Genomic DNA, 23,501 nt, shown 5'->3' with positions numbered 1-23,501 from the left:
CCGGCGGCGCGGTGCGCGGCGCCTCCGTCGCGCTGACCGGCCTGGAGAAGAAGTACGACCGAACCAACGCGGTCGACGGGGTCTCGCTCGACATCCGGTCGGGCGAGTTCCTGACCCTGCTGGGCCCCAGCGGCTCGGGCAAGACGACCACGCTGATGATGATCGCCGGCTTCGAGACGCCGAGCGCCGGCGACATCGCCATCGACGGCACGTCCGTGGTCGCCATGCCGCCCTACCGCCGCAACATCGGCATGGTGTTCCAGAACTACGCCCTCTTTCCCCATCTCACGGTCGAGGAGAATATCGGCTTTCCCCTGAAGCAGCGCGGGGTCCCGAAGGCCGAGCGCGTCCGGCTGGTCGGCCAGGCGCTCGAGCTGGTCCAGCTTCCCGGCTACGGCGCCCGCTATCCGCGCCAGCTCTCGGGCGGCCAGCAGCAGCGCGTGGCGCTCGCCCGCGCCATCGTCTTCCAGCCGCGCCTGCTGCTGATGGACGAGCCGCTGGGCGCCCTCGACAAGCAGCTGCGGGAGAACCTGCAGCTCGAGATGCGCCGCCTGCACGCCGACCTCGGCATCACGTTCATCTACGTGACGCACGACCAGGAGGAGGCGCTCACCATGTCCGACCGCATCGCCGTCATGAACGACGGCAAGGTCGCCCAGGTCGGCGCGCCCGAAGACCTCTACGACCGGCCGAGCAGCCGCTTCGTCGCGGGCTTCATCGGCGAGTCGAACTTCCTGCCGGCCGTCGTGCGCGGCGTGGAGGACGACGTCGTGGTGGCCGAGTGCGAGGGCGTGCTGATCCGCGCGCTTTGTCCCGGCCGTCCGGCGAGCGGCGCCACCGTGACGCTGACGACCCGGCCCGAACGCCTGCGCTTCGCCGACACCAACGGTCCCGCCAACGGCGCGGCCCCGCTCAACCGGATGAGCGTCACCGTGACCGAGGCCGTGTTCGCGGGCGAGCGCTGCCGCTACATGCTGCGCGTGGCCGACGGAACCTCGGTGGTGCTGAAGGAGCCGTCGAGCGCGGCGATCCGCCGACGCGCGGTCGGCGAGCAGGCCGAGATCGCCTGGTCCGTGGCGGATACGATCCTTGTCTGAGGCCGTCCGCTGGGGGCGCGTCACTCCGGTGCCGCGATCATCTCTCGCCTCGGCGAAGACGCGCGACTGGAGCCGCGCGCGCCCAGCCGTGATTGCCATGCTGCTGGCGGCGCCGCTCGTGCTCTTCATGCTGGCCTTCTACGTCCTGCCGGTGGCGGCGATGCTGATGCGCAGCGTGTCCGATCCCGTCTGGAGCCTGGCGCACTACGCCGCGCTCGCCGGCGATGCGGTCTTCCTCAAGACCTTCTCCAACACCTTCTACACCTCGCTGATCGTCACCCTCGCCTCGCTGCTCCTGGGATACCCGGTGGCGCTGGCCCTGGTGCGCGCGCCGCGCTGGGCGCCGCTCATCCTGGTGCTGATCCTGCTGCCCTTCTGGACCAGCGTGCTGGTGCGCAGCTACGCCTGGATGGTGCTGCTCGGCCGGCACGGGCTGATCAACGAGGCGCTGCTGGCGGCCGGGCTGCTCGACCGGCCGCTGCGCATCCTGAACACGCCGCTCGCGACCCAGATCGCGATGAGCCACATCCTGCTGCCCTACATGATCCTGCCGATCGCCAACGCGCTGCGGCAGATCGATCCGTCGCTGCTGCGCGCGGCCTCGGGCCTCGGCTCGCCGCCCTGGCGCACCTTCCTGCAGGTGACGCTGCCGCTCTCCATGCCGGGCGTCGCGGCCGGCGTGCTGCTGGTGTTCGTGCTGGCGCTCGGCTTCTACATCACGCCGGCGATGGTCGGCGGCCCGCGCGAGATCACCATCTCGATGCTGATCGCCCAGCAGGTCGACAACCTCGAATGGGCCTACGCCGCGACCCTGTCGGCGGTGCTGCTGGCCACCGCGCTCGCCATCATCGGCGCCTTCTACCGGCTGCCCGGCGTCGGCAACGCCTTCCGCATGAGCGCGCGATGACGACCGCTCGCGCCCTGGCCGTCCGCGCGATGGCGGCCCGCCTGCTGCCGGCCGGCATCGTCGGGCTGATCCTGCTGTTCCTGGCCTTTCCGATCCTGGTCGTGGTGGTCGTCTCCTTCTCCTCGGCGACCTACCTCACCTTCCCGCCGCCGGCCTTCGGGCTGCGCTGGTACGAGGCCTATTTCAGCAGCGCCGACTGGCTGCGCCCGACCTGGCTGAGCCTCTGGGTCGCCGCGGCGACGGTGGTGCTGGCGACGCTGCTCGGCACCGTGGCGGCGCTCGGCATCACGCGCCTGCCACGCACGCTGCGCGTGCTGGTGGCGGGCCTCGTCCTGTCGCCGCTGATCGTGCCCGGCATCGTCGTGGCGATCGGCATCTACTACGCCTTCGCCCATTACGGGCTGGTGGGCACGCCGATCGGGCTGATCATCGCCCATACCTGCCTCGCCGTGCCCTTCGTGGTCACCAGCGTCACGGCCAGCCTGAGCGGCATCGACCCGCGCCTCGAGCAGGCGGCGCTCAGCCTCGGCGCCACGCCGCGCGCGACCTTCTTCCAGGTGGCGTTGCCGCTGATCCGCCCGGGCGTGCTGGTCGGCGCGCTGTTCGCCTTCATCACTTCGTTCGACGAGCTGATCGTCGCCCTGTTCATCTCGGGCTCCGGCGCCGTCACGCTGCCGCGGCGCATGTGGGACGACCTGCGCTTCCAGATCGATCCCACGATCGCCGCCGTCTCGACGCTCACGATCGTGCTTACGGTGGCGCTGATGTGGGGCGCCCACGCGCTGCGCAGGCATGCCGAGAAGCAAGTGGCGCGCGGCCGGTCCGGTTGACGGGCGCTACGACACCAGCCAGCCGTGGCCCGCGCTGCTGGTGAAGTCGAGCTGGACGATCAGGTCGTTGTAGTCGCGGTCGCCGCCGCCGTAGGTGTCCTCCCAGCCCCACACGTTCAGGCCGTAGTTCCAGAGGTGGCCGACATGCTGGCCGCCCGCCGTCTCGTTGGCGGAGGCGAAGGCCCAGTAAGTGGCGCCCGTCGTGTTGTTGACCAGCTTCATGGCGATCAGGTCGCCGGCATCGACGTCGAGCAGGCCCGCCTGCTCGAAGTTGCCGTAGCCCGGCCCGCCGAGCGAGGTCCCGCCGCTGCCGAGCTGGTACGCCCGTCCGGCGGCCACGCCCGCATAGGCTGCGTGGTCGGGCCGCACGCCGTCGATCGTGCCGGTATGGTCGTCGACCCGGTAGAATGTGAGCGACAGGCTGTCCTCGCCGTTCTGGCGCACGCGCACGATCGCCGTCGTGTCGTCGGCGCCGCCCGCCGTCTCGGCGACCGCCACCGGACGGGCGACGCGCACCACGCCCTGGGCTGTGACGAAGTCGGCGAAGCCGAATGTGCTGGAGAGCGTCGCCTGGATGGCGTCGGCCGAGATCCCGCCCACCGTCACCGCCACGCCCTCACCCTGTTCGACGACGGAATGGCCGACGAAGCCCTGGGCCTGCTTGTCGAACATCGTGACGAGACGCGGGTCGAAATCGGGCTGCAGCGCCTGCTGCGCCATGCGCGCCGTCCAGGCGTAGGTCCCCGAGGCGCTGTTGGCGAAACCCAGGCTCTTCGCGCCGAGATCGAGCGTGATGCCGAGCGGCGAGCCCGACATCATCTGGAACATCAGGCTCTGGTCGCCGCTGCTCAGCCAGCCGCCCGCGCCGTCCTCGTCGAGCATGGCGGGGCTGGTGCTGAAGTACATCTGCGAATGGGCGATCGTCGACAGGGCGCGCGCCAGCAGCGTGCCGTTGGGCGAGCCCAGGCCCGTCGTGAGGTCGTAGCCCGGCACCGCGTGGTAGCCGAAGCCGGTGGGCCTGATGGCGTGGCCGTCGCTGTGGAAATCGCCGCCCAGGACGAAGGACGAGATGTTGTTGCCGATCGTGATGTCGTTGAACGAGGCCGGCGCGATCGCCGCGGCGGTGTAGAGGAGGTCGCTGGCATAGCCCAGGTTGGGCAGGCCCTGGTCCGCGAAGATGGCGTTGATCCGCACCGCGAGCGACGCCCAGAGCGGCGTCGCCGCGCTGGTACCGTCCATGTTCTCGAGGCCGACCAGATCGCTCGCCGGCAGCCGATAGAGCATGTTGCCGCCGGCATTGGCCGATACGTCGGGAATGCCGCGTCCCACGAGATGGTCGGGGTCGGCCGTGGTGGGCGAAAGGCCGAAGGCCGCCTGGTACCACGGCACCGGCGTGTTGAAGTCGACGCCGCCGGCGCTGGCGTGGTTGGCGAAATACCCCGTCGGAGCGGCGCCGTTCCTGGCCGAGCCCGGCGTCGCGAAGGCGTTGCCGTCGAGATAGTACTGGTTCCACACCGTCTCGATCAGGTCGGCGAAGCCCACCGAGGGACTCGGCAGCACGGTCAGACCGCCCGCGACGAGCTGCCAGAGCGTCGCCTGGTCGCCGGCCAGGGCCAGCTGGACGATGTCGGCGATCGTGGGATCGCCCAGGGCGGCATCGACCGTGCTGAGCGAGGTGCCGCCGACCATGACGGTGAACGGGCTTTCGCGCGTGACGTTCGTCAGCCCGTTGCCGTAGCGGTCGCCGGAGCCCAGGTCGCCATCGTCGGAGAAGACCGTGATGTTGCGCAGGGCCGCGTCGATGAACAGCTCCTGCATGGCGATGTAGAACGGCGAGTTGGGCGCCGTCGACGCCGGGAAGGCGAAGGACGAGGTGATGACCCGGGGGTTGTTGACCAGATCCCAGATCGCCGACTGGTAGGCGGTGAAGGACTGGCCGTTCGCGTTGGCCTCGTGCCCGGAGCCGGCATAGAGGACCAACGGGCTCAGGGGATTGATGCCGGTCACCACGCCGACGTCCAGCGAGCGTTCGCCGGCCGACGTGAAGCCCTCGGCCGTGGGATAGGTCTGCCCGCCGCCGGCGACGTCGACCACCGTCACCGGGGTGGTGATGCCCAGCAGCGCCCGATAGGCGTCGACCAGCGTCGCGAAATCCGCCGTGGCGCCGCTCGGCAGGGCGGTGCCCACCCCCGGCTCGACGAGGCCGATCGCGCCCGTGGGCACGGTGCCCCACAGCTCGCCGGACAGCGGAAAGTTGTAGTGTTCGAAGGCGATCTGGTTGGGGAACAGGGTGGCGACGGCATGGCCCTCGCTCGCGGCGTTGCCCGGGCTCTGCCATCCCTGCGGCAGGTCGGCCGTGACGCCCTTGCCGTGCGGCGGGAGCACCGGGCTGAACTGAGTATCCTTGGTGTCGAACCACAGGGCGTTGACGCCGAGGTCGGTGAGCGTCGTCGGCAGGGCGAGGTTGCCCTCCCAGTACAGGGTCGAACCGTCGGTGCGCAGCGCCGTGCCGAACAATGTCTCGAAGGCATGCTCGTCGAGCTGCACCCAGATCGTGCGCGACTCGGCCGACGACACGTAGCCGCTGTTGGTGCCGTCCAGGGTCACCAGGCCGAGATTGCCGGCGCCCGGTCCGAGATAGGACAGGGCCGCGTCGTAGCTCGCCCGGTCGGCGCCGTAGGTCGTCCACAGCGTGCCAGAGTCGTTCAACGCCTGGAGCTGCAGCTGCCGCGACCCCCAGTTCGAGGCCAGCAGCGCCGTCGGATCCGATGCCCGTTCGAAGATCAGCGCGACATTGAACTTCGCGTCCGTGGCGAGGGCGCCGCCGCTCGGCATGACGGCGCCGCTGCGATAGCTCATGAAGTCGCCGAAACTGGCGTTGGTCAGGCTCTGGTAGTCGATCGGCGGCATCGCAGCGGAACTCCGGACGCACCGGACTTCGGCGTGCGCCCTGCGGCGATTCTAGACGGTTCGGGCGACGGGAGCCATCGGCAGGACCCGACGCGCCCCGCTCCCGCCCGTGTCATCCGGCCGTCATGCCCTTCATGTAGGTGGACGGCACGACGGTCTTCACCGACTGGGCCCGCTTGGCCAGCCAGTAGGCCTGGGGCGGCGGCACCGAGGCGAACTGCGGGTCGACGCCCAGCTTCTGCGCGGCATCCATCGGCCAGTTCGGGTTGTAGAGCAGCTCGCGCGCCAGCGCGATCAGGTCGGCGCGGCCCTCCTGCAGGATCTTCTCGGCCTGGTCGGCATGGACGATCAGGCCGACCGCCATGCTCAGTATGTCGGCGTCCTTCCTCAGCCGCTCGGCATAGGGGACCTGGTAGCCGTAGGTCACGGGGCCGGCGCTCACCACCGGCGAGCCGCGCATGCCGCCCGAGCTGCAGTCGATCACGTCGACGCCCTTGGGCTTCAGGATCTTCGCCAGCGCGACGCTCTGGTCGGGCCCCCAGCCGGCATCGTCCTCGACCGAGAAGCGCACGAACAGAGGCTTGCCGGCCGGCCAGTAGGTGCGGACGCATTCGACGACCTCGATGCAGAAGCGCATGCGGTTCAGCTCGCTGCCGCCATACTCGTCGTTGCGCAGGTTTGAGAACGGCGAGAGGAACTGGTGGATCAGGTAGCCGTGCGCGGCGTGGATATCGAGCACGTCGAAGCCCGCCTCATGGGCGCGGCGCGCCGCCTGGCCCCAGCGCTCGATCACCTGCGGGATCTCCTCGCGGGTGAGCGCGCGCGGCGTCGGGTCGGTGTCCGGTGAATTGCGGGCGCTCGACGAAACGAGCTCCCACTGGTCCCAGTCGTCGATTCCGTCGGGCGTGAGCGGCGCCCCGCCCTCCCACGGCCGGAAGCGCCGCGCCTTGCGGCCCGAATGGCCGAGCTGGATCCCCGGCACCGCATTGTGCTGGCGGATGAAGTCGACGCACCGCCTGAGACCTGGGACGAACGCGTCGTCCCAGATGCCGAGATCGCCGACCGTGCCGCAGCCGCGCCGCTCGACCTTGGTCGATTCCATGATCACCAGCCCGGCGCCGCCGGCGGCGAAGCGGCCGGCATTCATCAGGTGCCAGTCCGTCGCGAAGCCCTTCTCCGCCGCATACTGGTGCATGGGCGCCACGACCACGCGGTTCTTCAGCGTGACGTCCCGGATGGAAATCGGTTCGAACAGCAGCGGCCGCGCCATGTATAATCCCCCCATGCCTGCCGTGATTCACGATCGCTACGACGATGCCTACCTGCGCGGCATCCTGCGCGAGTGCAAGACCATCGCCATGGTCGGCGCTTCGGCCAACTGGAATCGTCCCAGTTATTTCGCCATGAAGTACCTGCTCGACCGCGGCTACACGGTGATCCCGGTCAACCCCGCCGCCGCCGGCCAGGAAATCCTCGGCCAGAAGGTCTACGGCTCGATCGCCGAGCTGCCGCAGAAGGTCGACATGGTCGACATCTTCCGCAATTCCGAGGCGGCCGGGCCGATCACCGACGAGGCGATCGCGCACGGCGCCAAGGTCGTGTGGATGCAGATCGCGGTGCGCAACGACGCGGCCGCGGAGCGGGCCGAGAAGGCCGGGTTGCGGGTGGTGATGAATCGCTGCCCCAAGATCGAGCACTCGCGGCTGGCCGGCACCATCGAATGGCATGGCATCGCCAGCGGCGTGATCTCCAGCCGCAAGCGACGGCTCTGACGCCTCCCCGCGCGGTGTGCAGGCGGCCTCTCCGGCTGTAGCATCCTCCCCAAAAGGGGAGAAACGCATGAAGTTCGGGGTCTTCGACCACATGGACCGGGCCGGGGCCGATCTCGGACGGCAGTTCGAGGAACGGCTGTGCCTCATCGAGCGCTACGAACGGGCGGGCTTCCACGCCTATCACCTGGCCGAGCACCACGCGACGCCGCTCGGCATGGCGCCCTCGCCCAGCGTCTTCCTCGCCGCCGTCGCCCAGCGCACGAAGACGCTGCGATTCGGGCCGCTGGTCTACACCGTGAACCTCTATCACCCGCTGCGCCTGATCGACGAGATCTGCATGCTCGACCAGATGAGCGGGGGCCGCCTCGAGCTCGGCGTCGGCCGCGGCATCTCCCCCTACGAGGTGGGCTACTACGGCGTCGATCCCGCGACGGGACCGGAACGCTTCGCCGAGGCGCTGGAGGTCGTCCTGAAGGGCCTGACGGAGAAGCGCCTGACCCACGAGGGCCGCTACTTCTCCTTCAAGGACGTGCCGATGGAGATGCAGCCGGCCCAGCGGCCGCATCCGCCGCTCTGGTACGGCGCCAATTCGCTGGAGAGCGCCGACCGGCTGGCGCAGCAGGCCTGCAACGCGGTGGTCGGGATGCGGGCCGACGGCGTCGGCCAGTTCACCGCCCGCTATCGCGCCGCCTGGCGGGCGCTGGGTCGCGACGAGAGCGACCTGCCGATGCTCGGGCTGAGCCGCCACATCGTGGTCGCCGACACCGACCGGGAGGCCCGCTCTATGGCCCGCCGCGCCTTCGTGCTGTGGTACGACGCGCTGATCCACCTGTGGCGGGCCCATGGGGTGGGCCTGCCGCGCCAGCTCATCCCCGCCGAGTTCGAAGAGGCCCTGTCCCAGGGCTACATCGTGGCCGGGTCGCCTGCGACGGTGCGCGACCGGCTGAAGCGGGACAACGACGTGGCCGGGATCAACTACTGCCTCTGCCGGATGGCGTTCGGCGACCTGTCGCTCGAGGAGTCGGCCCGCTCGGTCGACCTGTTTTCCGCAGAGGTCATGCCGGCGCTCTGACGACAGAGGCCCAAACAAGAAGAGGCCCGCGGTTCCACATACACGCGAACCGCGGACCTCCCTCCCTCCGTGAACACGCCCGTCGAGGTTGCTCTCACGATCGGGCGCGCCCCCCTCCTGACATGGGCTCGCCGTGGAAAAGCGTCCGTCAGGTAAAACAAAGCCGGCGGTGGTAGGGCCACCGCCGGCTCGTCGAGAGGATCAGCTACGCCGCCCGGGGAGAGATAGCGACGAACCTGGTCATCCCCTCTCGATACACTTTCATCAGGACCGGCTTGCCGGTCTTCTTGGCTTCCTTGAGCTGCTCGACCGCCGCCTTCGGGCTGTCGACGGCCTCTCGGCCGACCTGCTGCAGGACGTCGCCCTGCTTGAGGCCCATTTCATCGGCCGGGCTGCCCGGCTCGACACCGGCGATCAGCGCGCCCTTGACCGAGTCGTCCAGCTTCAGCTCCTGGCGGACCTCGTTGGAGATCGGCGCCAGGGACACGCCGTAGGACAGGGGCTCCTTCTTGACGTCGGCCTTGTCGGCGCTCGCCTTGATGAAGCCGCCGTCCTTCTGGTCGTTGCCGACCTTGGCGGTGACCGTCATGTCCTTGCCGTCGCGCCACAGGCCGATCTTGACCGAGGTGCCGGGCTTGGTGCCCGAGATCATGCGGGTCAGGTCCTTGATCGTGTCGACGTCCTTACCGTCCACGCTCCGGATCACGTCACCCGCCTCGATGCCGGCCGCCTTGGCCGCGCTGTCCGGCGTGACCTGGGCCACCAGGGCACCCTTGTCGCTCTTCAGAGACATGCTCTGGGCCAGCTGCTCGGTCATCGGCTGGATCTGCACACCCAGCAGGCCACGCTCGACCCGACCGTGCTCCTTGAGCTGGGCGATCACCGGCTCGGCCAGGCTCGACGGGATGGCGAAGCCCAGCCCGATGTTGCCGCCGCTCGGCGAGAAGATCGCCGTGTTGATGCCGATGACGTTGCCGTCCATGTCGAACAGCGGGCCGCCCGAGTTGCCGCGGTTGATGGCGGCGTCGGTCTGGATGTAGTCGTCGAACGGGCCGGAGTGGATGTCACGGCCGCGCGCCGACACGATGCCGGTCGTCACGGTGCCGCCGAGGCCGAACGGGTTGCCGACCGCCATCACCGCCTGGCCGACGCGCACCTTGGTGGCGTCGCCGAACGAGACGTAGGGCAGCGGCTTGTCGCTCTCGACCTTGAGCAGGGCGAGGTCGGTCTTCTCGTCGCCGCCCACCATCTTGGCCGGCAGCTTGCGGCCGTCCGTCAGCGTCACGGTGATCTCGTCGGCCTTGCCGGCGACATGGTAGTTGGTGACGATCCAGCCCTTCGGATCGACGATGAAGCCGGTGCCGACACCCTGCGCCTTCGGCGACGGATGCTGCGGCTTGATCTGCGGCATGCCCTTCTGCCCGAACCGCTCGGCGAAGCGCTGCATGAACTCTTCCATCTGCTGCTGCTGCTTGTCCGTGCGGCCCGACATCTGCTTGTCGTCGTCGTCGGCGCCGCCCTTCATCGTCACCGCGACATTCACGACGGCCGGGCTGACCTTGGCGGCGAGATCGGAGAAGTCCTGAACGACCATCGAGCCGGTCGGGGCGGCAGCGATGGCCGCCGGCGCCGTCAGCATGGGCGCGACCAGCACCGGGGCCGTCAGGGCCGTCGTCAGCGCCAGGGCGGTGAGAATGCGGGTCTTCGTCTTCGTCATGAGAGCAACCTCCTTCTGGGGGTGGGGCTTTTCCACGCGACGAATATGGGGGGCCCCCCATGGCGACCGGATGGCTCCAGTATTGAATGTTTGTATAGTTGGGGACCGTTGTTTTCGGCCGAGAAACCGGCCAAACGCCCTCGCCAGGGGCGTTCCCTGACAGGTAAGCCGTGAAGATCCTCCTCGTCGAAGACGACAAGCAGACCGCCGACTACATCGCCAAGGGGCTGCGCGAGCACGGTCACGTCGTCGACCACGCCGACAACGGCCGGGACGGCCTCTACCTGGCGACCGGCGAGAAGTACGACGTCATGATCGTCGACCGCATGCTGCCGAAGATGGACGGCCTGTCGCTGGTCAAGGCAGCCCGCACCTCGAACGTGCGCACGCCCGCCCTCTTCCTCACCACCATGGGCGGCATCGACGACCGGGTCGCCGGCTTCGACGCCGGGGGCGACGACTATCTCGTCAAGCCCTTCGCCTTCGCCGAGCTGCTGGCCCGCGTCGGCGCCCTCGCCCGCCGCCCGCCGATCGTCGCCGCCACCTCGCTCACCGCCGGCGATCTCGAGATGGACCTGCTGGCCCGCACCGTCACGCGGGCGGGCAAGCGCATCGAGCTGCTGGCCCAGGAGTTCAAGATCCTGGAGTACCTGCTGCGCCATGCCGGCGAGGTGGTGACGCGCACGATGCTGCTCGAGAAGGTCTGGGACTTCCACTTCGATCCCAAGACCAACATCGTCGAGACCCACATCAGCCGGCTGCGCTCGAAGATCGACAAGGGATTCGGCCGTCCGCTCCTCCACACCGTGCGGGGGGCAGGCTATGTCATCCGCGCGCCCGACTAGCCGCCTCGCCCGCCTGCTGCGGTCGGCGAGCTTCCGCCTGACCCTGTTCTACGCCGTGCTGTTCATGGCCTCGGCCGGCGCCCTGTTCGGAGCCGTCTACTGGACGGCGACGGCGGCCATGCAGACCGACATGGCGGCGGTCCTGCGCTCCGAGGCCTACCAGCTCGCCGAGGTCCACCGTCGCAGCGGGCTGGGCGGCCTCGCCGACCAGATCGCCCGGCGCATCAACTTCCGCACCCGCGGCCCGATCTTCTACCTGCTGCAGGCGCCCAACCGCCGCGTCGTGGTCGGCAACCTGCCCGGCATGCCGCCGGTCGACGGCGTGGTCGACTTCGTTCCCCAGCCCGATGCCGCGGTGCCCGAGGCCGACGGCGAGCGCGCCAAGCTGACCGGCTTCGGCCTCACCCTCCCCGACGGCTCGTTCCTGCTGGTGGCCCAGGACGCGGCCCGGCTCACCGACATGCAGCATGCGATCGTGCGGGCCTTCGCCTGGGCGAGCGGCCTCACGCTGCTGCTGGCGATCGCCGGCGGCGCCTTCCTCAGCAGCTCGTTCCTGCGCCGCATCGACACGATCACGCGGACCTCGCGCGCCATCATGGAAGGCGACCTCTCCGCCCGCATCCCGGCGCATGGCACGCACGACGAGATCGACCAGCTGATCGCCAGCCTCAACGCCATGCTGGGCCGCATCCAGCAGCTCATGGACGGGCTGCGGCAGGTCTCCAGCGACATCGCCCACGACCTGCGCACCCCGCTCGGCCGGCTGCGCCAGCACCTCGAGGACGCACGCGAGCGCGCGACGACCACCGAGGCGTACGACGCCGCGACGGACGCCGCCATCGCCGAGGCCGACGAGCTGCTGGAGACCTTCTCGGCGCTGCTGCGCATCGCCCAGGTCGAGGCCGGCGCCCAGCGGCGGGCCTTCACCGAGGTCGATCTGTCGGAGCTGGCGCGCAGCGTCGGCGAGGCCTATCAGCCGGCCGCCGAGGATTCCGGCCACACGCTCGACATCCGCATCGAGGACGGGGTGCGCCTGACCGGCGATCGCCAGCTCCTGGCCCAGATGCTCTCCAACCTGGTCGAGAACGCGCTGCACCACACGCCGGCCGGGTCGACCGTGACCCTCGCCGTCGGAAAGGCCGGCACGGGAATCGCGATCGAGGTCGCCGACAACGGGCCGGGCATCCCCGAGGCCGAGCGCGCCAAGGTGTTCGACCGCTTCTACCGGCTGGACCGCAGCCGCTCGACGGCCGGCAGTGGCCTCGGCCTCGCCATGGTGAAGGCGATCGCCGGCCTGCACGGGCTCACCATCGAGCTCCGCGACCGCAATCCCGGACTGGGCGTCGTCGTCACCGGCTGAGCCGCGCGCGGAGACCGCCCTGCGGACGGTGCGATTGTCGGCACCACCGCCCGCGGCCACAATCGCGCGATGAGCAGCACCCGCTTCGCCTATGTCGGCAGCTACACCACGCCCGAGCGCAACGGCCAGGGCAACGGCATCAACGTCTATCGCGTCGACCGTCGCACCGGCGCCTTCGCGCATGTCCAGCGGGTCGGCGGCCTGGAGAATCCGTCCTTCCTCGCCATCAACGCGGACGGCACGCGGCTCTACTCGGTGCACGGCGATCGCAGCGAGATCAACTCCTTCACGATCGATCCCGCGACCGGCCGTCTCGCCCCGGTGAACCGTCAGCCCACCGGCGGCTACAACCCCGTCCACCTCGCCTTCGACGCGACCGGCCGCTTCCTCGCCGTGTGCAACTACGGCACCGATACGCTGGCCGTCTTTCCCCTCGCCGCCGACGGAAGCCTGAAGCCCTACCGGACGCTCACCACCGTCACGGGCACGCTCGGGCCCCATCGCTTCCAGCAGAAGACGATGTGCGTGCACCACATCCCGCTCGACCGCCAGGGCCGGTTCTTCTACGTGCCCTGCAAGGGCTCCGACGCCGTCGTGGCCTACCGCCTCGATCCCCGCCGGCGCATCCTCGTCGAGGCGGCCCGCGTCGCAGCCCGGCCCGGCGCCGCGCCCCGCCATATCGATTTCCATCCGCGCAAGCCGCTCGCCTGGGTGATCAACGAGCTCGATTCCACGATCACGACCTACCGCCAGAACCCGCGCAGCGGCGCGCTCGTGCCGCTGCAGACCATCCCGTCGACGCCCGCGACCTTCACCGCCTACAGCACCGGCGCCGAGATCGCGGTCGATCGGGCCGGCCGCAACCTCTACGTCTCGAACCGCGGCCACGACAGTATCGGCGTGTTCGGCATCGACCCGCGCAGCGGCCTGCTGGCGCCGCGCCAGTGGGTGCCGACGCACGGCCGCACGCCGCGCTTCTTCACCGTCGATCCCGACGAGCGCTTCCTCTACGTCGCCAACCAGGACAGCCGGTCGATCGTCGGCTACCGGGTGGCGTCCGACGGCCGGCTCGCGCCCACCCGCATCCGCGTGCGGGTCGGCAGCCCGGCCTGCATCGTCTTCTCGCCCTGATCGTCCACAACGGGGGACTCGACGGAAGCGACGGACCGGCCTATATGTCTCCACTGGAGACATTGGAGGTCGCCATGATCTACGACATGATCCGCCAGCAGCTCGGGCAAGGCGTTCCCTTCGCCCGCCACGCCGGCGTCGAGATCGACCGCATCGACAAGGGCCGCGCCTCGGCGCGCCTGCCCTTCCGCCCGGAGGGGCTGAACCATGTCGGGAGCCAGCACGCCGCCGCCCTGTTCGCGCTCGGCGAGACCGCGTCCGGCGCCGCCATGGCGGGCACCTTTGCCCCGGTGCTGCTCGACGTCCGGCCCGTCGCGGCAGAAGCGTCGATCCGCTACTTCCGCCTCGCCAAGGGCGAGGTGACGGCCGACGCGAGGGTCGAGGCCGAGCCGGACGCCCTGCTCGACGCCATCCGGACCGAAGGCATCGTGCGCTTCCCGATCGTCGTCCAGCTGAAAGGCGAGGACGGTATAGAGGTCGGCGAGATGACCGTGGACTGGCACGTCTCGCGCAAGCGCACCTGACCGTGGCCGCCCGCCGGCCCCGAAGCACGTTCCATCACGGCGATACGCGCCGCGCCGCCCGGGACGCGGCCCTCGCCCTGCTGACCGAGGAAGGCTCGCAAGCCCTCGGCCTGCGCGCCGTCGCCGAGCGGATCGGCGTCAACCACCGCGCCCTCTATCGCCACTTCCCGTCCCTCGAGGCGCTGAAGATCGAGGTCGCCGCCGAGGGGTTCACGCGCCTCGCCGCGCGGATCGAGCGCGTCGCGCCGCGCGACGAGCGTGCCCTGGCCCGCGCCTATGGCGGCTTCGCGCTGGGAGAGCCGCATCTCTACGACCTCATGTTCTCCCTGCCCTTGCGGCGCTGGTACGGCACCGACCATCCGATCGGCCCGGCGCTGCGCCGCGTCGTGGCCGCCGCCGCTTCCGTGGTCGGCCACTCGCACGCCGAAACCCGCGTCTTCCGTCTCTGGGGGCTCGTCCACGGGCTGGTCGGACTCTATCGGACCGGCGCGTGGCGGGCGCAGTCGACGAGACAGGCCGTGACCTTCATCGCCTCGCTGGTTTGACGGCACGCACGCGCTGTGGTCGGAATGAGGCTCGCCCTCCCCGACCACCGACGGAGCGTTCCGGTGAGCGACAAGACGTATGGTTTCGAGACCCTGTCCATCCACGCCGGTGCCGCACCGGATCCCGCGACCGGGGCGCGCGCGCTGCCGATCTACCAGACCACCGCCTACGCCTTCGACGACGCCGACCACGCCGCCGCCCTGTTCAACCTGCAGACCGTGGGCTTCATCTACTCGCGGCTCACCAACCCGACCAACGCCGCGCTCGAGACACGCCTCGCGACGCTCGAGGGCGGCCGCGGCTGCACCGTCACCGCCTCCGGCCACGCCGCACAGGTGCTGGCGCTGTTTCCCCTGATGTCGCCCGGCGCCGAGATCGTCGCCTCCTCGCGGCTCTACGGCGGCTCGCTCCAGCAGATGCGGAACACCTACCCGAAGTTCGGCTGGACGGCGAAGATCGTCGACGCCGACGAGCCGGAGAACTTCGCCCGGGCGGTCACCGCGAACACCAAGGCCTTCTTCATCGAGAGCCTGGCCAATCCCGGCGGTGTCGTCAGCGACATCGAGGCGATCGCCCGCATCGCCGAGTCGGCGGGCGTGCCGCTGCTGGTCGACAACACGATGGCCACGCCCTACCTGTGCAAGCCGATCGACTTCGGCGCCACGCTGGTCGTGCACTCGACCACCAAGTTCCTGAGCGGCACGGGCACCGCGATGGGCGGGGCGGTGGTGGATTCCGGCCGCTTCGACTGGTCGCGCGACGGCCGCTTCCCCAGCCTGGCCGGCCCGGAGCCCGCCTACCACGGCCTCAATTTCTTCGAGACGTTCGGCGACATGGCCTACACGTTCCACGGCCACGCCGTGGGACTGCGCGACCTCGGCCCGACCCAGGCGCCCTTCAACGCCTGGATCACGATGCTCGGCATGGAAACGCTCGGCCTGCGCATGGAGCGCCACTGCGCCAATGCGCAGAAGGTCGCCGAGTTCCTCGAGCGCCATCCGGCCGTCGCCTGGGTGAACTATGCCGGCCTGCCGGGCAACCGGTACCACCAGCTCGCGAAGCGGTATCTGCCGCGCGGCGCTGGCTCGGTCTTCACCTTCGGGGTCAGGGGCGGCTACGAGGTCGGCGTGAAGGTCGTCGATGCCGTCGACCTGTTCTCGCATCTCGCCAACATCGGCGATGCCAAGAGCCTCATCATCCACCCCGCCTCGACGACGCATCGCCAGCTCGCCGACGAGCAGCGCGTCGCCGCCGGCGCCGGCCCGGACGTGCTCCGCCTGTCGATCGGAATCGAAACCGTGGACGACATCATCGCCGATCTGGCGCAAGCTCTGGAGAAAGCAACGAAATCATAGGCGAGGAACAAGGGCACCATGCTGAGCAAGGCCGACAATGACTTCCTGACGCAAAGCGGACCCGGGACGCCGATGGGCGCCCTGATGCGCCGCTTCTGGATGCCGGCGCTGCTCAGCGCCGAACTGCCCGAGCGCGACGGCCCGCCGAAGAAGATCAGGCTGCTGGGGGAGGATCTCCTCGCCTTCCGTGCCAGCGACGGCCGCGTCGGCATCGTCGAGCCGCACTGCCCGCATCGCGGTGCCAACCTCTACTACGGGCGCAACGAGGAATGCGGCCTGCGCTGCGCCTTCCACGGCTGGAAGTTCGACGTCGACGGCAACTGCGTCGACCTGCCGACCTCGCCGCCGGAATCCTCCTACAAGGATACGATCAAGCTGCTCGCCTACCCGACGCGCGAATGGGGCGACATCGTCTGGGCCTACATGGGGCCGCGCGAGCACATGCCCGAGCTGCCGCAGCTCGAATTCGGCCTGGTGCCCGCCACCAGCCGCTACGTCACCAAGAAGTGGCAGGACTGCAACTGGGTGCAGAGCCTCGAGGGCGCGATCGACACCTCGCATTTCTCCTTCCTGCACATGGTGCTGACCAAGGACCATGAAGCCGCGCGTGCCGCCATGGCCAAGGCGGCCATCGCCGACCAGACCAAGCCCGACGATCGCATCCGCTGGGTGCAGAACGACCCGCGGCCCAAGTTCAGCGTCCTGGGCCACGAGACCGGGCTGGTGATCGGCGGCGCCCGCAAGACCGACACGGCCGACCTCTACTGGCGAATCTCCCAGTTCCTCATGCCCAACCACGCCTATACGCCGACCGCGTTCCCGGGCGAGATCTACTATGGCCAGAGCTGGGTCCCGGTCGACGACACCAACTGCTGGATCTACACCTACAGCTGGCATCCCGACCGGCCCTTCACCAATTCCGAACGCACCAAGTTCGACGGCGGCTTCAATGTCCACGCCGAGGTCGACGACACGTACATGCCGCTGCGCAACCGTCGCAACGACTACCTGATCGACCGAGCGGCGCAGAAGCACGACACCTTCACGGGCATCCAGGGCGTGTCCGAGCAGGACGCCGCCATCCAGGACAGCCAGGGCCCGGTCCAGGACCGCACGAAGGAGCATCTCGGTCCCACCGACATCGGCATCGTCGAGTTCCGCAAGCTGCTGATGGGCGCGGCGCGAGGCCTGCAGCGCGGCGAGGCGCCGAAGGCGGCCGCTGCCGCCGGTCGCTACGCCGTGCGCTCGGGCGGCTGGGTCGCCGATCCGGCGAAGGACCTTGCCACGGTGATGACCGAGCGCTTCGGCCATCGCCACGGCTATGTCGGCAACCACTACGGGCTGGGCGACTGATGCTCAGCCGGGAGGACAACGACTTCCTGACGCAAAGCGGACCCGGGACGCCGATGGGCGCCCTGATGCGCCGCTTCTGGATGCCGGCGCTGCTCGGCGCCGAACTGCCCGAGCGCGACGGCCCGCCCAAGAAGATCCGGCTGCTGGGGGAGGATCTTCTCGCCTTCCGCGCCAGCGATGGCCGCGTCGGCATCGTCGAGCCGCACTGCCCGCATCGCGGCGCCAACCTCTACTACGGGCGCAACGAGGAATGCGGCCTGCGCTGCGCCTTCCATGGCTGGAAGTTCGACGTCGACGGCAACTGCATCGACCTGCCAACCTCGCCGCCGGAGTCCTCGTACAAGGACACGATCAAGCTGCTCGCCTATCCGACGCGCGAATGGGGCGACATCGTCTGGGCCTACATGGGGCCGCGCGAGCACATGCCGGAGCTGCCGCAGCTCGAGTTCGGCCTGGTGCCCGCCGCCAGCCGCTATGTCACGAAGAAGTGGCAGGACTGCAACTGGGTGCAGAGCCTGGAAGGCGGCATCGACACGGCGCACTTCTCGTTCCTGCACGCCGTCCTCACCCGGGACGAGAAGGAGGCGCTCGCCCTCTACAGCCGCTCGGCGGCGCTGGGCGACCAGTCGAGGCCCGACGACCGCATCCGCTGGGTGCGCAACGATCCGCGTCCGAAGTTCAGCGTGCTGGGCCACGAGACCGGCCTGGTGATCGGCGGCGCCCGCAGGACCGACACGACCGATCTCTACTGGCGCATCGCCCAGTTCCTCATGCCCAACCACGCCTTCGCCCCCGCGGCGATGCCCGGCGAGGTCTACTACGGGCAATGCTGGGTGCCCGTCAGCGACACCGACTGCTGGATCTACACCTACAGCTGGCGTCCCGACCGGCCCTTCACCAACGCCGAGCGCACGCAGTTCGCGGGCGGCTTCGGCGTTCATGCCGAGGTCGACTCCGACTACATGCCGCTGCGGAACCTGCGCAACGACTACCTGCTCGACCGCCAGATCCAGAAGCGCGAGACCTTCACCGGCATCCAGGGCGTGTCCGAGCAGGATGCCGCCATCCAGGACAGCCAGGGCCCGGTCCAGGACCGTACCCGCGAGCATCTCGGTCCCACCGACATCGGCATCGTCGAGTTCCGCAAGCTGGTGATGGGCGCCGCCCGCGCCCTGCAGCGCGGCGAGGAGCCGCGCGCGACGCGCGCTGCGAAACGCTACGCCGTCCGCTCCGGCGGCTGGGTCGCCGATCCAGCCAAGGATCTCGCCGCCGTGATGACCGAACGCTTCGGCCACCGTCATGGCTATGTCGGCCACGAGCACGGGCTGGGAGAATAGTTAGACCGTGACGGCGCCCTGCTCTATCGTCGCGACGCTTTCGAGACTGGGGAGACCAACGTGACCGTCAAGATCTATGGGCCGACCGCCTCCCGCGCCTCGCGCGCGTTGTGGATCGTGCACGAGCTCGGCATTCCCTTCGAGCACGTTCCCGTGGAGATGAAGGACATCAAGAGCGCCGACTACCTCAAGGTCAATCCGAACGGCAAGGTGCCGGCGCTGGTCGACGGCGACTTCAAGCTCTTCGAATCGATGGCGATCAACATCTACCTCGCGGCCAAGTACGGCAAGGACGGCTTCTACCCGTCGGGGCTGGAGGACCAGGCGCTGGTCAACCAGTGGAGCTTCTGGGGCATGACGGAAGTCGAGAAGTCGCTGCTCACGATCCTGATCGACATGTTCATGACGGCCCCCGACAAGCGCAAGCCCGACGCCGTCGCCGAGGCGCAGAAGGCGCTTCCCAAGCCGTTCGGCGTGCTGAACGAGGCGCTGGCGGGACGCGAGTACCTGCTCGGCCCGGCCTTCACGGTGGCCGACCTCAACCTCGCCTCGATCTGCAGCTGGGCCAAGCCGATCAAGTACGACTTCGCGCCCTTCCCCAACGTCGCGGCCTGGCTCGACCGCTGCCTGTCGCGTCCGGCCTACAAGGCGGCGCGCGGCAACAAGTAGAGACTACTCGGCCGGCGCCGGCTGGACGGGCGCCTCGACCCGGAGCGAGCGCTCGCCGCCGGGCAGCAGCAGCGCGACCAGGGTGATGGCGGCGGCCAGCCCCGTCAGGCCGAGGAACAGCGGCTCCAGGCTGCCGGTCGTCTCGCGCACCCAGGCGATGAGCATGATGGCGATCGGGCTCGCGCCCAGCGCGACCACGAACTTGGCGCCGAAGCCCAGCCCGTGGAAGCGCGAGGGCGTGTAGCGGGCGATCAGGATGTTCTCGATCGGCCCCGAGGCCGCGCTCAGAACCGCCGAGCCGATCGCGCCGGCCAGCGCCAGGTAGCCGTTGCCCATCGCCAGGGCCAGCATGGCGAACACCTGCAGCGCCGATGCCGTCACGTAGGTCGACTTCAGCGGATAGCGGTCGATGATGGTGCGCCCCATGACGTACTGGGCGACGCCCGACACGACGTAGATCATCGAGGTGGCGAGGCCGACCCACAGCACCGCCTCGGTCGCGAAGCCCCACGAGGCCACCTGCGCCCGCACGCTGGCGATGTCGCCGGCCAGCCGCGTCTCGAACACCAGGGCGGCGCCGAACATGACGGCGGCCCAGATGACGCCCTCGAACGCCATGGTCACGGACAGCACCGAGAAGACCCGCCAGAACTCGCGCCGTCCGGCGCGCAGCCCGGGGGTCGCCGGCATCGGCCGGTCACCGACCCGGCCGCGCCGGATCTCCCAGGCAAGCACCGCGCCCACCACGAGGCAGACGAGTCCCGGGACGATGAAGGCTGCACGCCAGGACGCGAGCGTGATCAGCACGCCCGGCACGATGCCGTACAGCGCGAGGCCGGCGCTGCCCCACAGCCCGTTCACGCCCATGGCGTGGCCCTGCTCGCGCGCCGTGCGGATGATCCAGCCGATCCCCACCGAATGGTAGAAGGCGCCGAACGTGCCGATGCCGCACAGCGCCAGCATGAGCGCGACCGTGTCGCCCTCCGGCACCAGGCCGCAGGCGATCGACGACAGGCCGAGGCCCGCGAACATCACCACCATCATGCGCGGCGCGCCGAACCGGTCGGATGCCCAGCCCGCCGGCAGGGACATGACGCCCAGCAGGACCGCCGCCGGCGCATAGAGCTCCAGCAGGCGCTCGGCCGGCAGCTTCCAGGCCACCGCGAGGGTAAGCACGATCACCGCATAGAAGGCGGTCATCATGTGCATCAGGGCATGTCCGATCGAGGAGAAGACCAGGACACGCCGGCCCATCGCCGTGTCGGCCGGATCGCCGGGGAGAATCGTCATGGCGCCTGTATCGTCCCCGCCCCGGGACGGCGCAAGCCCGGCTTGCGGCATCGCTGCCATTCGCGCTAAAGCCCCTCTGCCGCGGGCGACCGCGGCACCGGTCGGGGCGTAGCGCAGCCTGGTAGCGCATCAGTCTGGGGGACTGGGGGTCGCAGGTTCAAATCCTGTCGCCCCGACCATTCGCTTTCCTTGGAAGGCCGCGCCGTCGCCATGACCTCCCGCCGCGCGCTGGCCTTCATCTTCTGCACCGTGTCGCTCGACGTGCTGGCGCTCGGGATCATGATCCCGGTCCTGCCGTCCATCGTGCTCGCGTTCATGGGCGGCGACACCGCCGAAGCGGCCAATGTCTTCGGGGCCTTCGCCGCGGTCTGGGCGTTGATGCAGTTCATCTGCTCGCCGTTCCTCGGCATGCTGTCCGACCGCTTCGGGCGCCGCCCGGTGATCCTGGTCTCGTGCCTGGGCATGGGCCTCGACTACATCTTCATGGCCCTGGCGCCCTCCCTGGCGCTGCTGTTCGTCGGGCGGATCATCTCCGGCATCACCGCGGCCACGATCGGCACCGCCCTGGCCTACATCGCCGACGTCACCCGACCGGAGGAACGCGCCCGGTCGTTCGGCCTGATCGGCATGGCCTTCGGCCTGGGTTTCGTCCTCGGGCCGGCGATCGGCGGGCTGCTGGGCGGCGTCGAGCCGCGCCTGCCCTTCTGGGTATCCGCAGCCGCCAGCCTTCTCAACGCCGCCTTCGGCTGGTTCGTCCTGCCGGAATCGCTGCCGCCGGAGCGGCGCATGGCCTTCGCCTGGTCGCGCGCCAATCCCGTGGGCGCGCTGCGATTGCTGCTGTCCCATCGCCAGCTGATCGGGCTGGCGGCGGTCGATTTCATCGTCAACCTTGCCCACCAGGTCCTGCCGGCGGTGGCCGTCCTCTACGCCGGCTATCGCTACGGCTGGGACGAGACCGCGGTAGGACTAGCCCTTGCGCTGGTCGGCCTCTGCAGCGCCGTCGTCCAGGGCCTGGTGATCGGGCCGGCTGTGGCCCGGCTCGGGACGCGGTGGGCGCTTCTCGCAGGCCTCCTGTGCGGCGCCCTCGGCATGACGATCTATGGCCTGGCCCCGACCGGTGCCTGGTTCCTCCTCGGCGTGCCGATCATGGCGCTGTGGGGCGTCGTCGGACCCGCCATCCAGGATCTCATGACCCGGCGGGTCGGCGAGTCCGAGCAGGGGCAGTTGCAGGGGGCCAACAGCGCGGCGCGCAGCATTGCCGCCCTGCTCGGGCCGCCGCTGTTCACCATGACCTTCGCCCACCTGATCGGCTGGCTGCCGGGAGCGGCCTTCCTGCTGGCGGCAGCGCTGCTGGTGATGGCGGCCGGCCTGGCCTGGCGGATCGCCGCCGGCGCGGACGGGTCTACGACGACGTCGCCAGCCGCCGACCCTCGTCAGTGAGCTTGCACACCAGCCAGTCGGGCTTCAGCGGATTGGCGAACCATGGCTCTGCCCATCCGCGCTTCAGGCAGTGACGCACGATCGCCGGCGCCACCGCCTGGCCGTCGAGATCGAACAGGGGCAGCTTGCCGCCGGCCTGGGAAACGCCCCGCCGCAGGTAAAGCAGCTCCTGCAAAGTTGGAAGGATGACCTCCAACTCATTGTCGTTGCTTGGAATGGGCGCGGCGGCTTTGCCTCGCCGACGCGCAATCTTGCTACTGGCAAACACGGCGGCGTCCCCCTCTGACGATGCCGGTTAACGGTCCCTCAATGCAGAGGATACCTTTGCCGAACAAAAAACAAAGATAAATCAGGTAGTTATTGTATCTTGCTGAAATTCACACCCGATCTGGTGGCTGTCTGCTCGTCAGCCGCCAAGCTCTTGTGCGAACGCGCGAAGCCCGAATCTTGACGCCGCCTAATTTCCGGCCTTCAGCGTGCTCCGAAGCTGGGTCAGCGCCTGTTCCAGGTCCTCGAGCACCGATTCGATCTCGCGGCGCTTGTGGAGGTCCAGCATCGCCGCCCGGGGCGTCGTCGTGGAGGGCTGCGGGCCGGTGCGCGGCAGCGGCTGCCGGGCGCCCTGCGCGGCCATGGCCTCCGCCCGCGCCGACACGATGCGCAGGCTCTCGAGCGCGCTCTCCGCGGCGATGTCGAGGCGCTGCTGCTGGGGCAGACGACCGCGCCCCTCCTTCAGGAGGCGCTGCACGCCCTTGATCGTGTAGCCGTCCTCGTAGAGGAGCGTCCGGATGCGGCGCAACAGATCGACGTCCTCGGGGCGATAGTAGCGCCGGCCGCCGCCGCGCTTCAGCGGCCTTACCTGGCTGAACTTGCTTTCCCAGAAGCGCAGGACGTGCTGCGGCACGTCGAGCTCGGTCGCGACCTCGCTGATCGTGCGAAAGGCCTGTGCGGACTTCTCAACGCGCCTGTCCGACGCCTGAACCGATGCGGCCATGACTTGTCCCCCTCATTGCCGACTACCCCTGATCCTCTTCGGGTGCCCCGTTGATCAGTGTCTTGAGAACGTTCGACGCGCGAAAGACGAGTACGCGACGCGGCAGGATCGGTACTTCCTGGCCCGTCTTCGGATTGCGGCCGACCCGCTGTCCCTTGTCGCGGACGGTGAAGCTCCCGAACGAGGAGATCTTCACCGATTCACCACGCGCCAAAGCCTCGACGACCTCCGAGAGGATCGTCTCGACCAGATCGCTGGATTCGTTGCGAGACAGGCCCACTTCCTGGAACACCGACTCGCTCAGATCAGCGCGCGTGATAGTCCGGCCTTCCATCCGGTACCCTTCCTTCCCCCA

Annotated in this window: 22 protein-coding genes and 1 tRNA gene; 16 read left to right on the top strand and 7 right to left on the bottom strand. The window is 69.4% G+C overall.

Translation table 11 applies throughout. From position 1 onward, the window contains the following. The first annotated feature begins 11 nt into the window (after nucleotides 1-11). Genes ACO073_RS14735 through ACO073_RS14725 form a run of 3 tightly spaced genes read left to right on the top strand, consistent with a single transcriptional unit; the run spans nucleotide 12 to nucleotide 2,834 of the window. Nucleotides 12-1,097 (top strand): ABC transporter ATP-binding protein, encoded by a 1,086-nt coding sequence (locus ACO073_RS14735; protein ID WP_422002147.1) that lies wholly within the window; start codon nucleotides 12-14, stop codon nucleotides 1,095-1,097. Next, nucleotides 1,090-2,004 (top strand): ABC transporter permease, encoded by a 915-nt coding sequence (locus ACO073_RS14730; protein ID WP_421998317.1) that lies wholly within the window; start codon nucleotides 1,090-1,092, stop codon nucleotides 2,002-2,004. The genes ACO073_RS14735 and ACO073_RS14730 overlap by 8 nt, the downstream gene beginning before the upstream one ends. After that, on the top strand, nucleotides 2,001-2,834 hold the full coding sequence (locus ACO073_RS14725) for an ABC transporter permease (RefSeq protein ID WP_421998316.1): 834 nt from the start codon (nucleotides 2,001-2,003) through the stop codon (nucleotides 2,832-2,834). The genes ACO073_RS14730 and ACO073_RS14725 overlap by 4 nt, the downstream gene beginning before the upstream one ends. 6 nt (nucleotides 2,835-2,840) lie before the next feature. On the opposite strand, the gene ACO073_RS14720 is transcribed toward ACO073_RS14725, so the two are convergent. Together ACO073_RS14720 and ACO073_RS14715 are read right to left on the bottom strand one after the other, a co-directional pair. Continuing rightward, entirely contained in the window at nucleotides 2,841-5,744 is a 2,904-nt protein-coding gene (locus ACO073_RS14720; RefSeq protein ID WP_421998315.1) for a DUF4114 domain-containing protein, read from the bottom strand. A gap of 112 nt (nucleotides 5,745-5,856) precedes the next feature. Beyond that, nucleotides 5,857-7,014 (bottom strand): NADH:flavin oxidoreductase/NADH oxidase, encoded by a 1,158-nt coding sequence (locus ACO073_RS14715; RefSeq protein WP_421998313.1) that lies wholly within the window; start codon nucleotides 7,012-7,014, stop codon nucleotides 5,857-5,859. Nucleotides 7,015-7,027: 13 nt separating this feature from the next. Between ACO073_RS14715 and ACO073_RS14710 the strand changes: the two genes are divergently transcribed. Both ACO073_RS14710 and ACO073_RS14705 read left to right on the top strand, forming a co-directional pair. Then, nucleotides 7,028-7,516, top strand: a complete 489-nt coding sequence (locus tag ACO073_RS14710) for a CoA-binding protein (RefSeq protein ID WP_421998312.1) — start codon at nucleotides 7,028-7,030, stop codon at nucleotides 7,514-7,516. A 67-nt stretch (nucleotides 7,517-7,583) separates the two neighbouring features. Continuing rightward, nucleotides 7,584-8,588: an LLM class flavin-dependent oxidoreductase gene (locus ACO073_RS14705; protein ID WP_421998311.1), complete on the top strand. Its 1,005-nt coding sequence runs from the start codon at nucleotides 7,584-7,586 to the stop codon at nucleotides 8,586-8,588. Between the two features lie 205 nt (nucleotides 8,589-8,793). Here the strand turns inward: ACO073_RS14705 and ACO073_RS14700 are convergent, their stop codons facing one another. Then, on the bottom strand, nucleotides 8,794-10,305 hold the full coding sequence (locus ACO073_RS14700) for a DegQ family serine endoprotease (RefSeq protein WP_421998310.1): 1,512 nt from the start codon (nucleotides 10,303-10,305) through the stop codon (nucleotides 8,794-8,796). A gap of 170 nt (nucleotides 10,306-10,475) precedes the next feature. Here ACO073_RS14700 and ACO073_RS14695 point away from each other — a divergent pair, with 170 nt between their 5' ends. The 9 genes from ACO073_RS14695 (at nucleotide 10,476) to ACO073_RS14655 (ending at nucleotide 19,425) form a co-directional block, all read left to right on the top strand. Continuing rightward, nucleotides 10,476-11,150 (top strand): winged helix-turn-helix domain-containing protein, encoded by a 675-nt coding sequence (locus ACO073_RS14695; protein WP_421998309.1) that lies wholly within the window; start codon nucleotides 10,476-10,478, stop codon nucleotides 11,148-11,150. Next, nucleotides 11,128-12,510: an ATP-binding protein gene (locus tag ACO073_RS14690; RefSeq protein WP_421998307.1), complete on the top strand. Its 1,383-nt coding sequence runs from the start codon at nucleotides 11,128-11,130 to the stop codon at nucleotides 12,508-12,510. The genes ACO073_RS14695 and ACO073_RS14690 overlap by 23 nt, the downstream gene beginning before the upstream one ends. Before the next feature lie 69 nt (nucleotides 12,511-12,579). Then, nucleotides 12,580-13,641 carry a lactonase family protein gene (locus ACO073_RS14685; protein WP_421998306.1) on the top strand — a complete coding sequence of 354 codons (1,062 nt, stop codon included), beginning with the start codon at nucleotides 12,580-12,582 and terminating at the stop codon, nucleotides 13,639-13,641. Nucleotides 13,642-13,715: 74 nt separating this feature from the next. Beyond that, nucleotides 13,716-14,165: a DUF4442 domain-containing protein gene (locus ACO073_RS14680; protein ID WP_421998305.1), complete on the top strand. Its 450-nt coding sequence runs from the start codon at nucleotides 13,716-13,718 to the stop codon at nucleotides 14,163-14,165. 2 nt (nucleotides 14,166-14,167) lie between these two features. Continuing rightward, complete coding sequence (locus ACO073_RS14675; RefSeq protein ID WP_421998304.1) at nucleotides 14,168-14,710, top strand: TetR/AcrR family transcriptional regulator; 543 nt, start codon at nucleotides 14,168-14,170, stop codon at nucleotides 14,708-14,710. Nucleotides 14,711-14,773: 63 nt separating this feature from the next. After that, a complete protein-coding gene (locus ACO073_RS14670) occupies nucleotides 14,774-16,066 on the top strand; it encodes an O-acetylhomoserine aminocarboxypropyltransferase (protein ID WP_421998302.1) in 1,293 nt (430 codons plus the stop codon). Between the two features lie 18 nt (nucleotides 16,067-16,084). Next, nucleotides 16,085-17,419: a Rieske 2Fe-2S domain-containing protein gene (locus ACO073_RS14665; protein ID WP_421998301.1), complete on the top strand. Its 1,335-nt coding sequence runs from the start codon at nucleotides 16,085-16,087 to the stop codon at nucleotides 17,417-17,419. After that, nucleotides 17,419-18,756 carry a Rieske 2Fe-2S domain-containing protein gene (locus ACO073_RS14660; protein WP_421998300.1) on the top strand — a complete coding sequence of 446 codons (1,338 nt, stop codon included), beginning with the start codon at nucleotides 17,419-17,421 and terminating at the stop codon, nucleotides 18,754-18,756. The genes ACO073_RS14665 and ACO073_RS14660 overlap by 1 nt, the downstream gene beginning before the upstream one ends. Before the next feature lie 60 nt (nucleotides 18,757-18,816). Next, the gene (locus ACO073_RS14655) at nucleotides 18,817-19,425 is read left to right on the top strand and encodes a glutathione S-transferase family protein (protein WP_421998298.1); all 609 of its coding nucleotides are present in this window, start codon (nucleotides 18,817-18,819) and stop codon (nucleotides 19,423-19,425) included. Nucleotides 19,426-19,428: 3 nt separating this feature from the next. On the opposite strand, the gene ACO073_RS14650 is transcribed toward ACO073_RS14655, so the two are convergent. Further along, entirely contained in the window at nucleotides 19,429-20,715 is a 1,287-nt protein-coding gene (locus ACO073_RS14650) for an MFS transporter (protein WP_421998297.1), read from the bottom strand. A gap of 102 nt (nucleotides 20,716-20,817) precedes the next feature. Here ACO073_RS14650 and ACO073_RS14645 point away from each other — a divergent pair. Next, nucleotides 20,818-20,894, top strand: a tRNA-Pro gene (locus ACO073_RS14645). 31 nt (nucleotides 20,895-20,925) lie between these two features. Continuing rightward, the gene (locus tag ACO073_RS14640) at nucleotides 20,926-22,155 is read left to right on the top strand and encodes a TCR/Tet family MFS transporter (RefSeq protein ID WP_421998296.1); all 1,230 of its coding nucleotides are present in this window, start codon (nucleotides 20,926-20,928) and stop codon (nucleotides 22,153-22,155) included. On the opposite strand, the gene ACO073_RS14635 is transcribed toward ACO073_RS14640, so the two are convergent. The 3 genes from ACO073_RS14635 to ACO073_RS14625 all read right to left on the bottom strand — a co-directional run bounded on the left by ACO073_RS14635 (nucleotide 22,118) and on the right by ACO073_RS14625 (nucleotide 23,480). Then, nucleotides 22,118-22,330, bottom strand: coding sequence for a hypothetical protein (locus ACO073_RS14635; protein ID WP_421998295.1), 213 nt, complete (start codon nucleotides 22,328-22,330; stop codon nucleotides 22,118-22,120). The genes ACO073_RS14640 and ACO073_RS14635 overlap by 38 nt on opposite strands. Before the next feature lie 282 nt (nucleotides 22,331-22,612). Then, entirely contained in the window at nucleotides 22,613-23,146 is a 534-nt protein-coding gene (locus tag ACO073_RS14630) for a MerR family transcriptional regulator (RefSeq protein ID WP_421998294.1), read from the bottom strand. 22 nt (nucleotides 23,147-23,168) lie between these two features. Next, complete coding sequence (locus ACO073_RS14625) at nucleotides 23,169-23,480, bottom strand: integration host factor subunit alpha (protein WP_421998293.1); 312 nt, start codon at nucleotides 23,478-23,480, stop codon at nucleotides 23,169-23,171. Nucleotides 23,481-23,501: the final 21 nt, after the last annotated feature.

The organism is Reyranella sp., assembly GCF_965229815.1.
GTDB lineage: Bacteria > Pseudomonadota > Alphaproteobacteria > Reyranellales > Reyranellaceae > Reyranella.
This window is presented reverse-complemented; position numbering and strand designations above follow the sequence as displayed.

Excerpts from the sequence above, each read along its gene's own strand:
- ACO073_RS14725 (WP_421998316.1), top strand. The coding sequence starts at position 2,001 with ATGACGACCGCTCGCGCCCTGGCCGTCCGCGCGATGGCGGCCCGCCTG.
- ACO073_RS14720 (WP_421998315.1), bottom strand. The coding sequence starts at position 5,744 with ATGCCGCCGATCGACTACCAGAGCCTGACCAACGCCAGTTTCGGCGAC.
- ACO073_RS14715 (WP_421998313.1), bottom strand. The coding sequence starts at position 7,014 with ATGGCGCGGCCGCTGCTGTTCGAACCGATTTCCATCCGGGACGTCACG.
- ACO073_RS14710 (WP_421998312.1), top strand. The coding sequence starts at position 7,028 with ATGCCTGCCGTGATTCACGATCGCTACGACGATGCCTACCTGCGCGGC.
- ACO073_RS14705 (WP_421998311.1), top strand. The coding sequence starts at position 7,584 with ATGAAGTTCGGGGTCTTCGACCACATGGACCGGGCCGGGGCCGATCTC.
- ACO073_RS14700 (WP_421998310.1), bottom strand. The coding sequence starts at position 10,305 with ATGACGAAGACGAAGACCCGCATTCTCACCGCCCTGGCGCTGACGACG.
- ACO073_RS14690 (WP_421998307.1), top strand. The coding sequence starts at position 11,128 with ATGTCATCCGCGCGCCCGACTAGCCGCCTCGCCCGCCTGCTGCGGTCG.
- ACO073_RS14685 (WP_421998306.1), top strand. The coding sequence starts at position 12,580 with ATGAGCAGCACCCGCTTCGCCTATGTCGGCAGCTACACCACGCCCGAG.
- ACO073_RS14680 (WP_421998305.1), top strand. The coding sequence starts at position 13,716 with ATGATCTACGACATGATCCGCCAGCAGCTCGGGCAAGGCGTTCCCTTC.
- ACO073_RS14665 (WP_421998301.1), top strand. The coding sequence starts at position 16,085 with ATGCTGAGCAAGGCCGACAATGACTTCCTGACGCAAAGCGGACCCGGG.
- ACO073_RS14660 (WP_421998300.1), top strand. The coding sequence starts at position 17,419 with ATGCTCAGCCGGGAGGACAACGACTTCCTGACGCAAAGCGGACCCGGG.
- ACO073_RS14650 (WP_421998297.1), bottom strand. The coding sequence starts at position 20,715 with ATGACGATTCTCCCCGGCGATCCGGCCGACACGGCGATGGGCCGGCGT.
- ACO073_RS14640 (WP_421998296.1), top strand. The coding sequence starts at position 20,926 with ATGACCTCCCGCCGCGCGCTGGCCTTCATCTTCTGCACCGTGTCGCTC.
- ACO073_RS14630 (WP_421998294.1), bottom strand. The coding sequence starts at position 23,146 with ATGGCCGCATCGGTTCAGGCGTCGGACAGGCGCGTTGAGAAGTCCGCA.
- ACO073_RS14625 (WP_421998293.1), bottom strand. The coding sequence starts at position 23,480 with ATGGAAGGCCGGACTATCACGCGCGCTGATCTGAGCGAGTCGGTGTTC.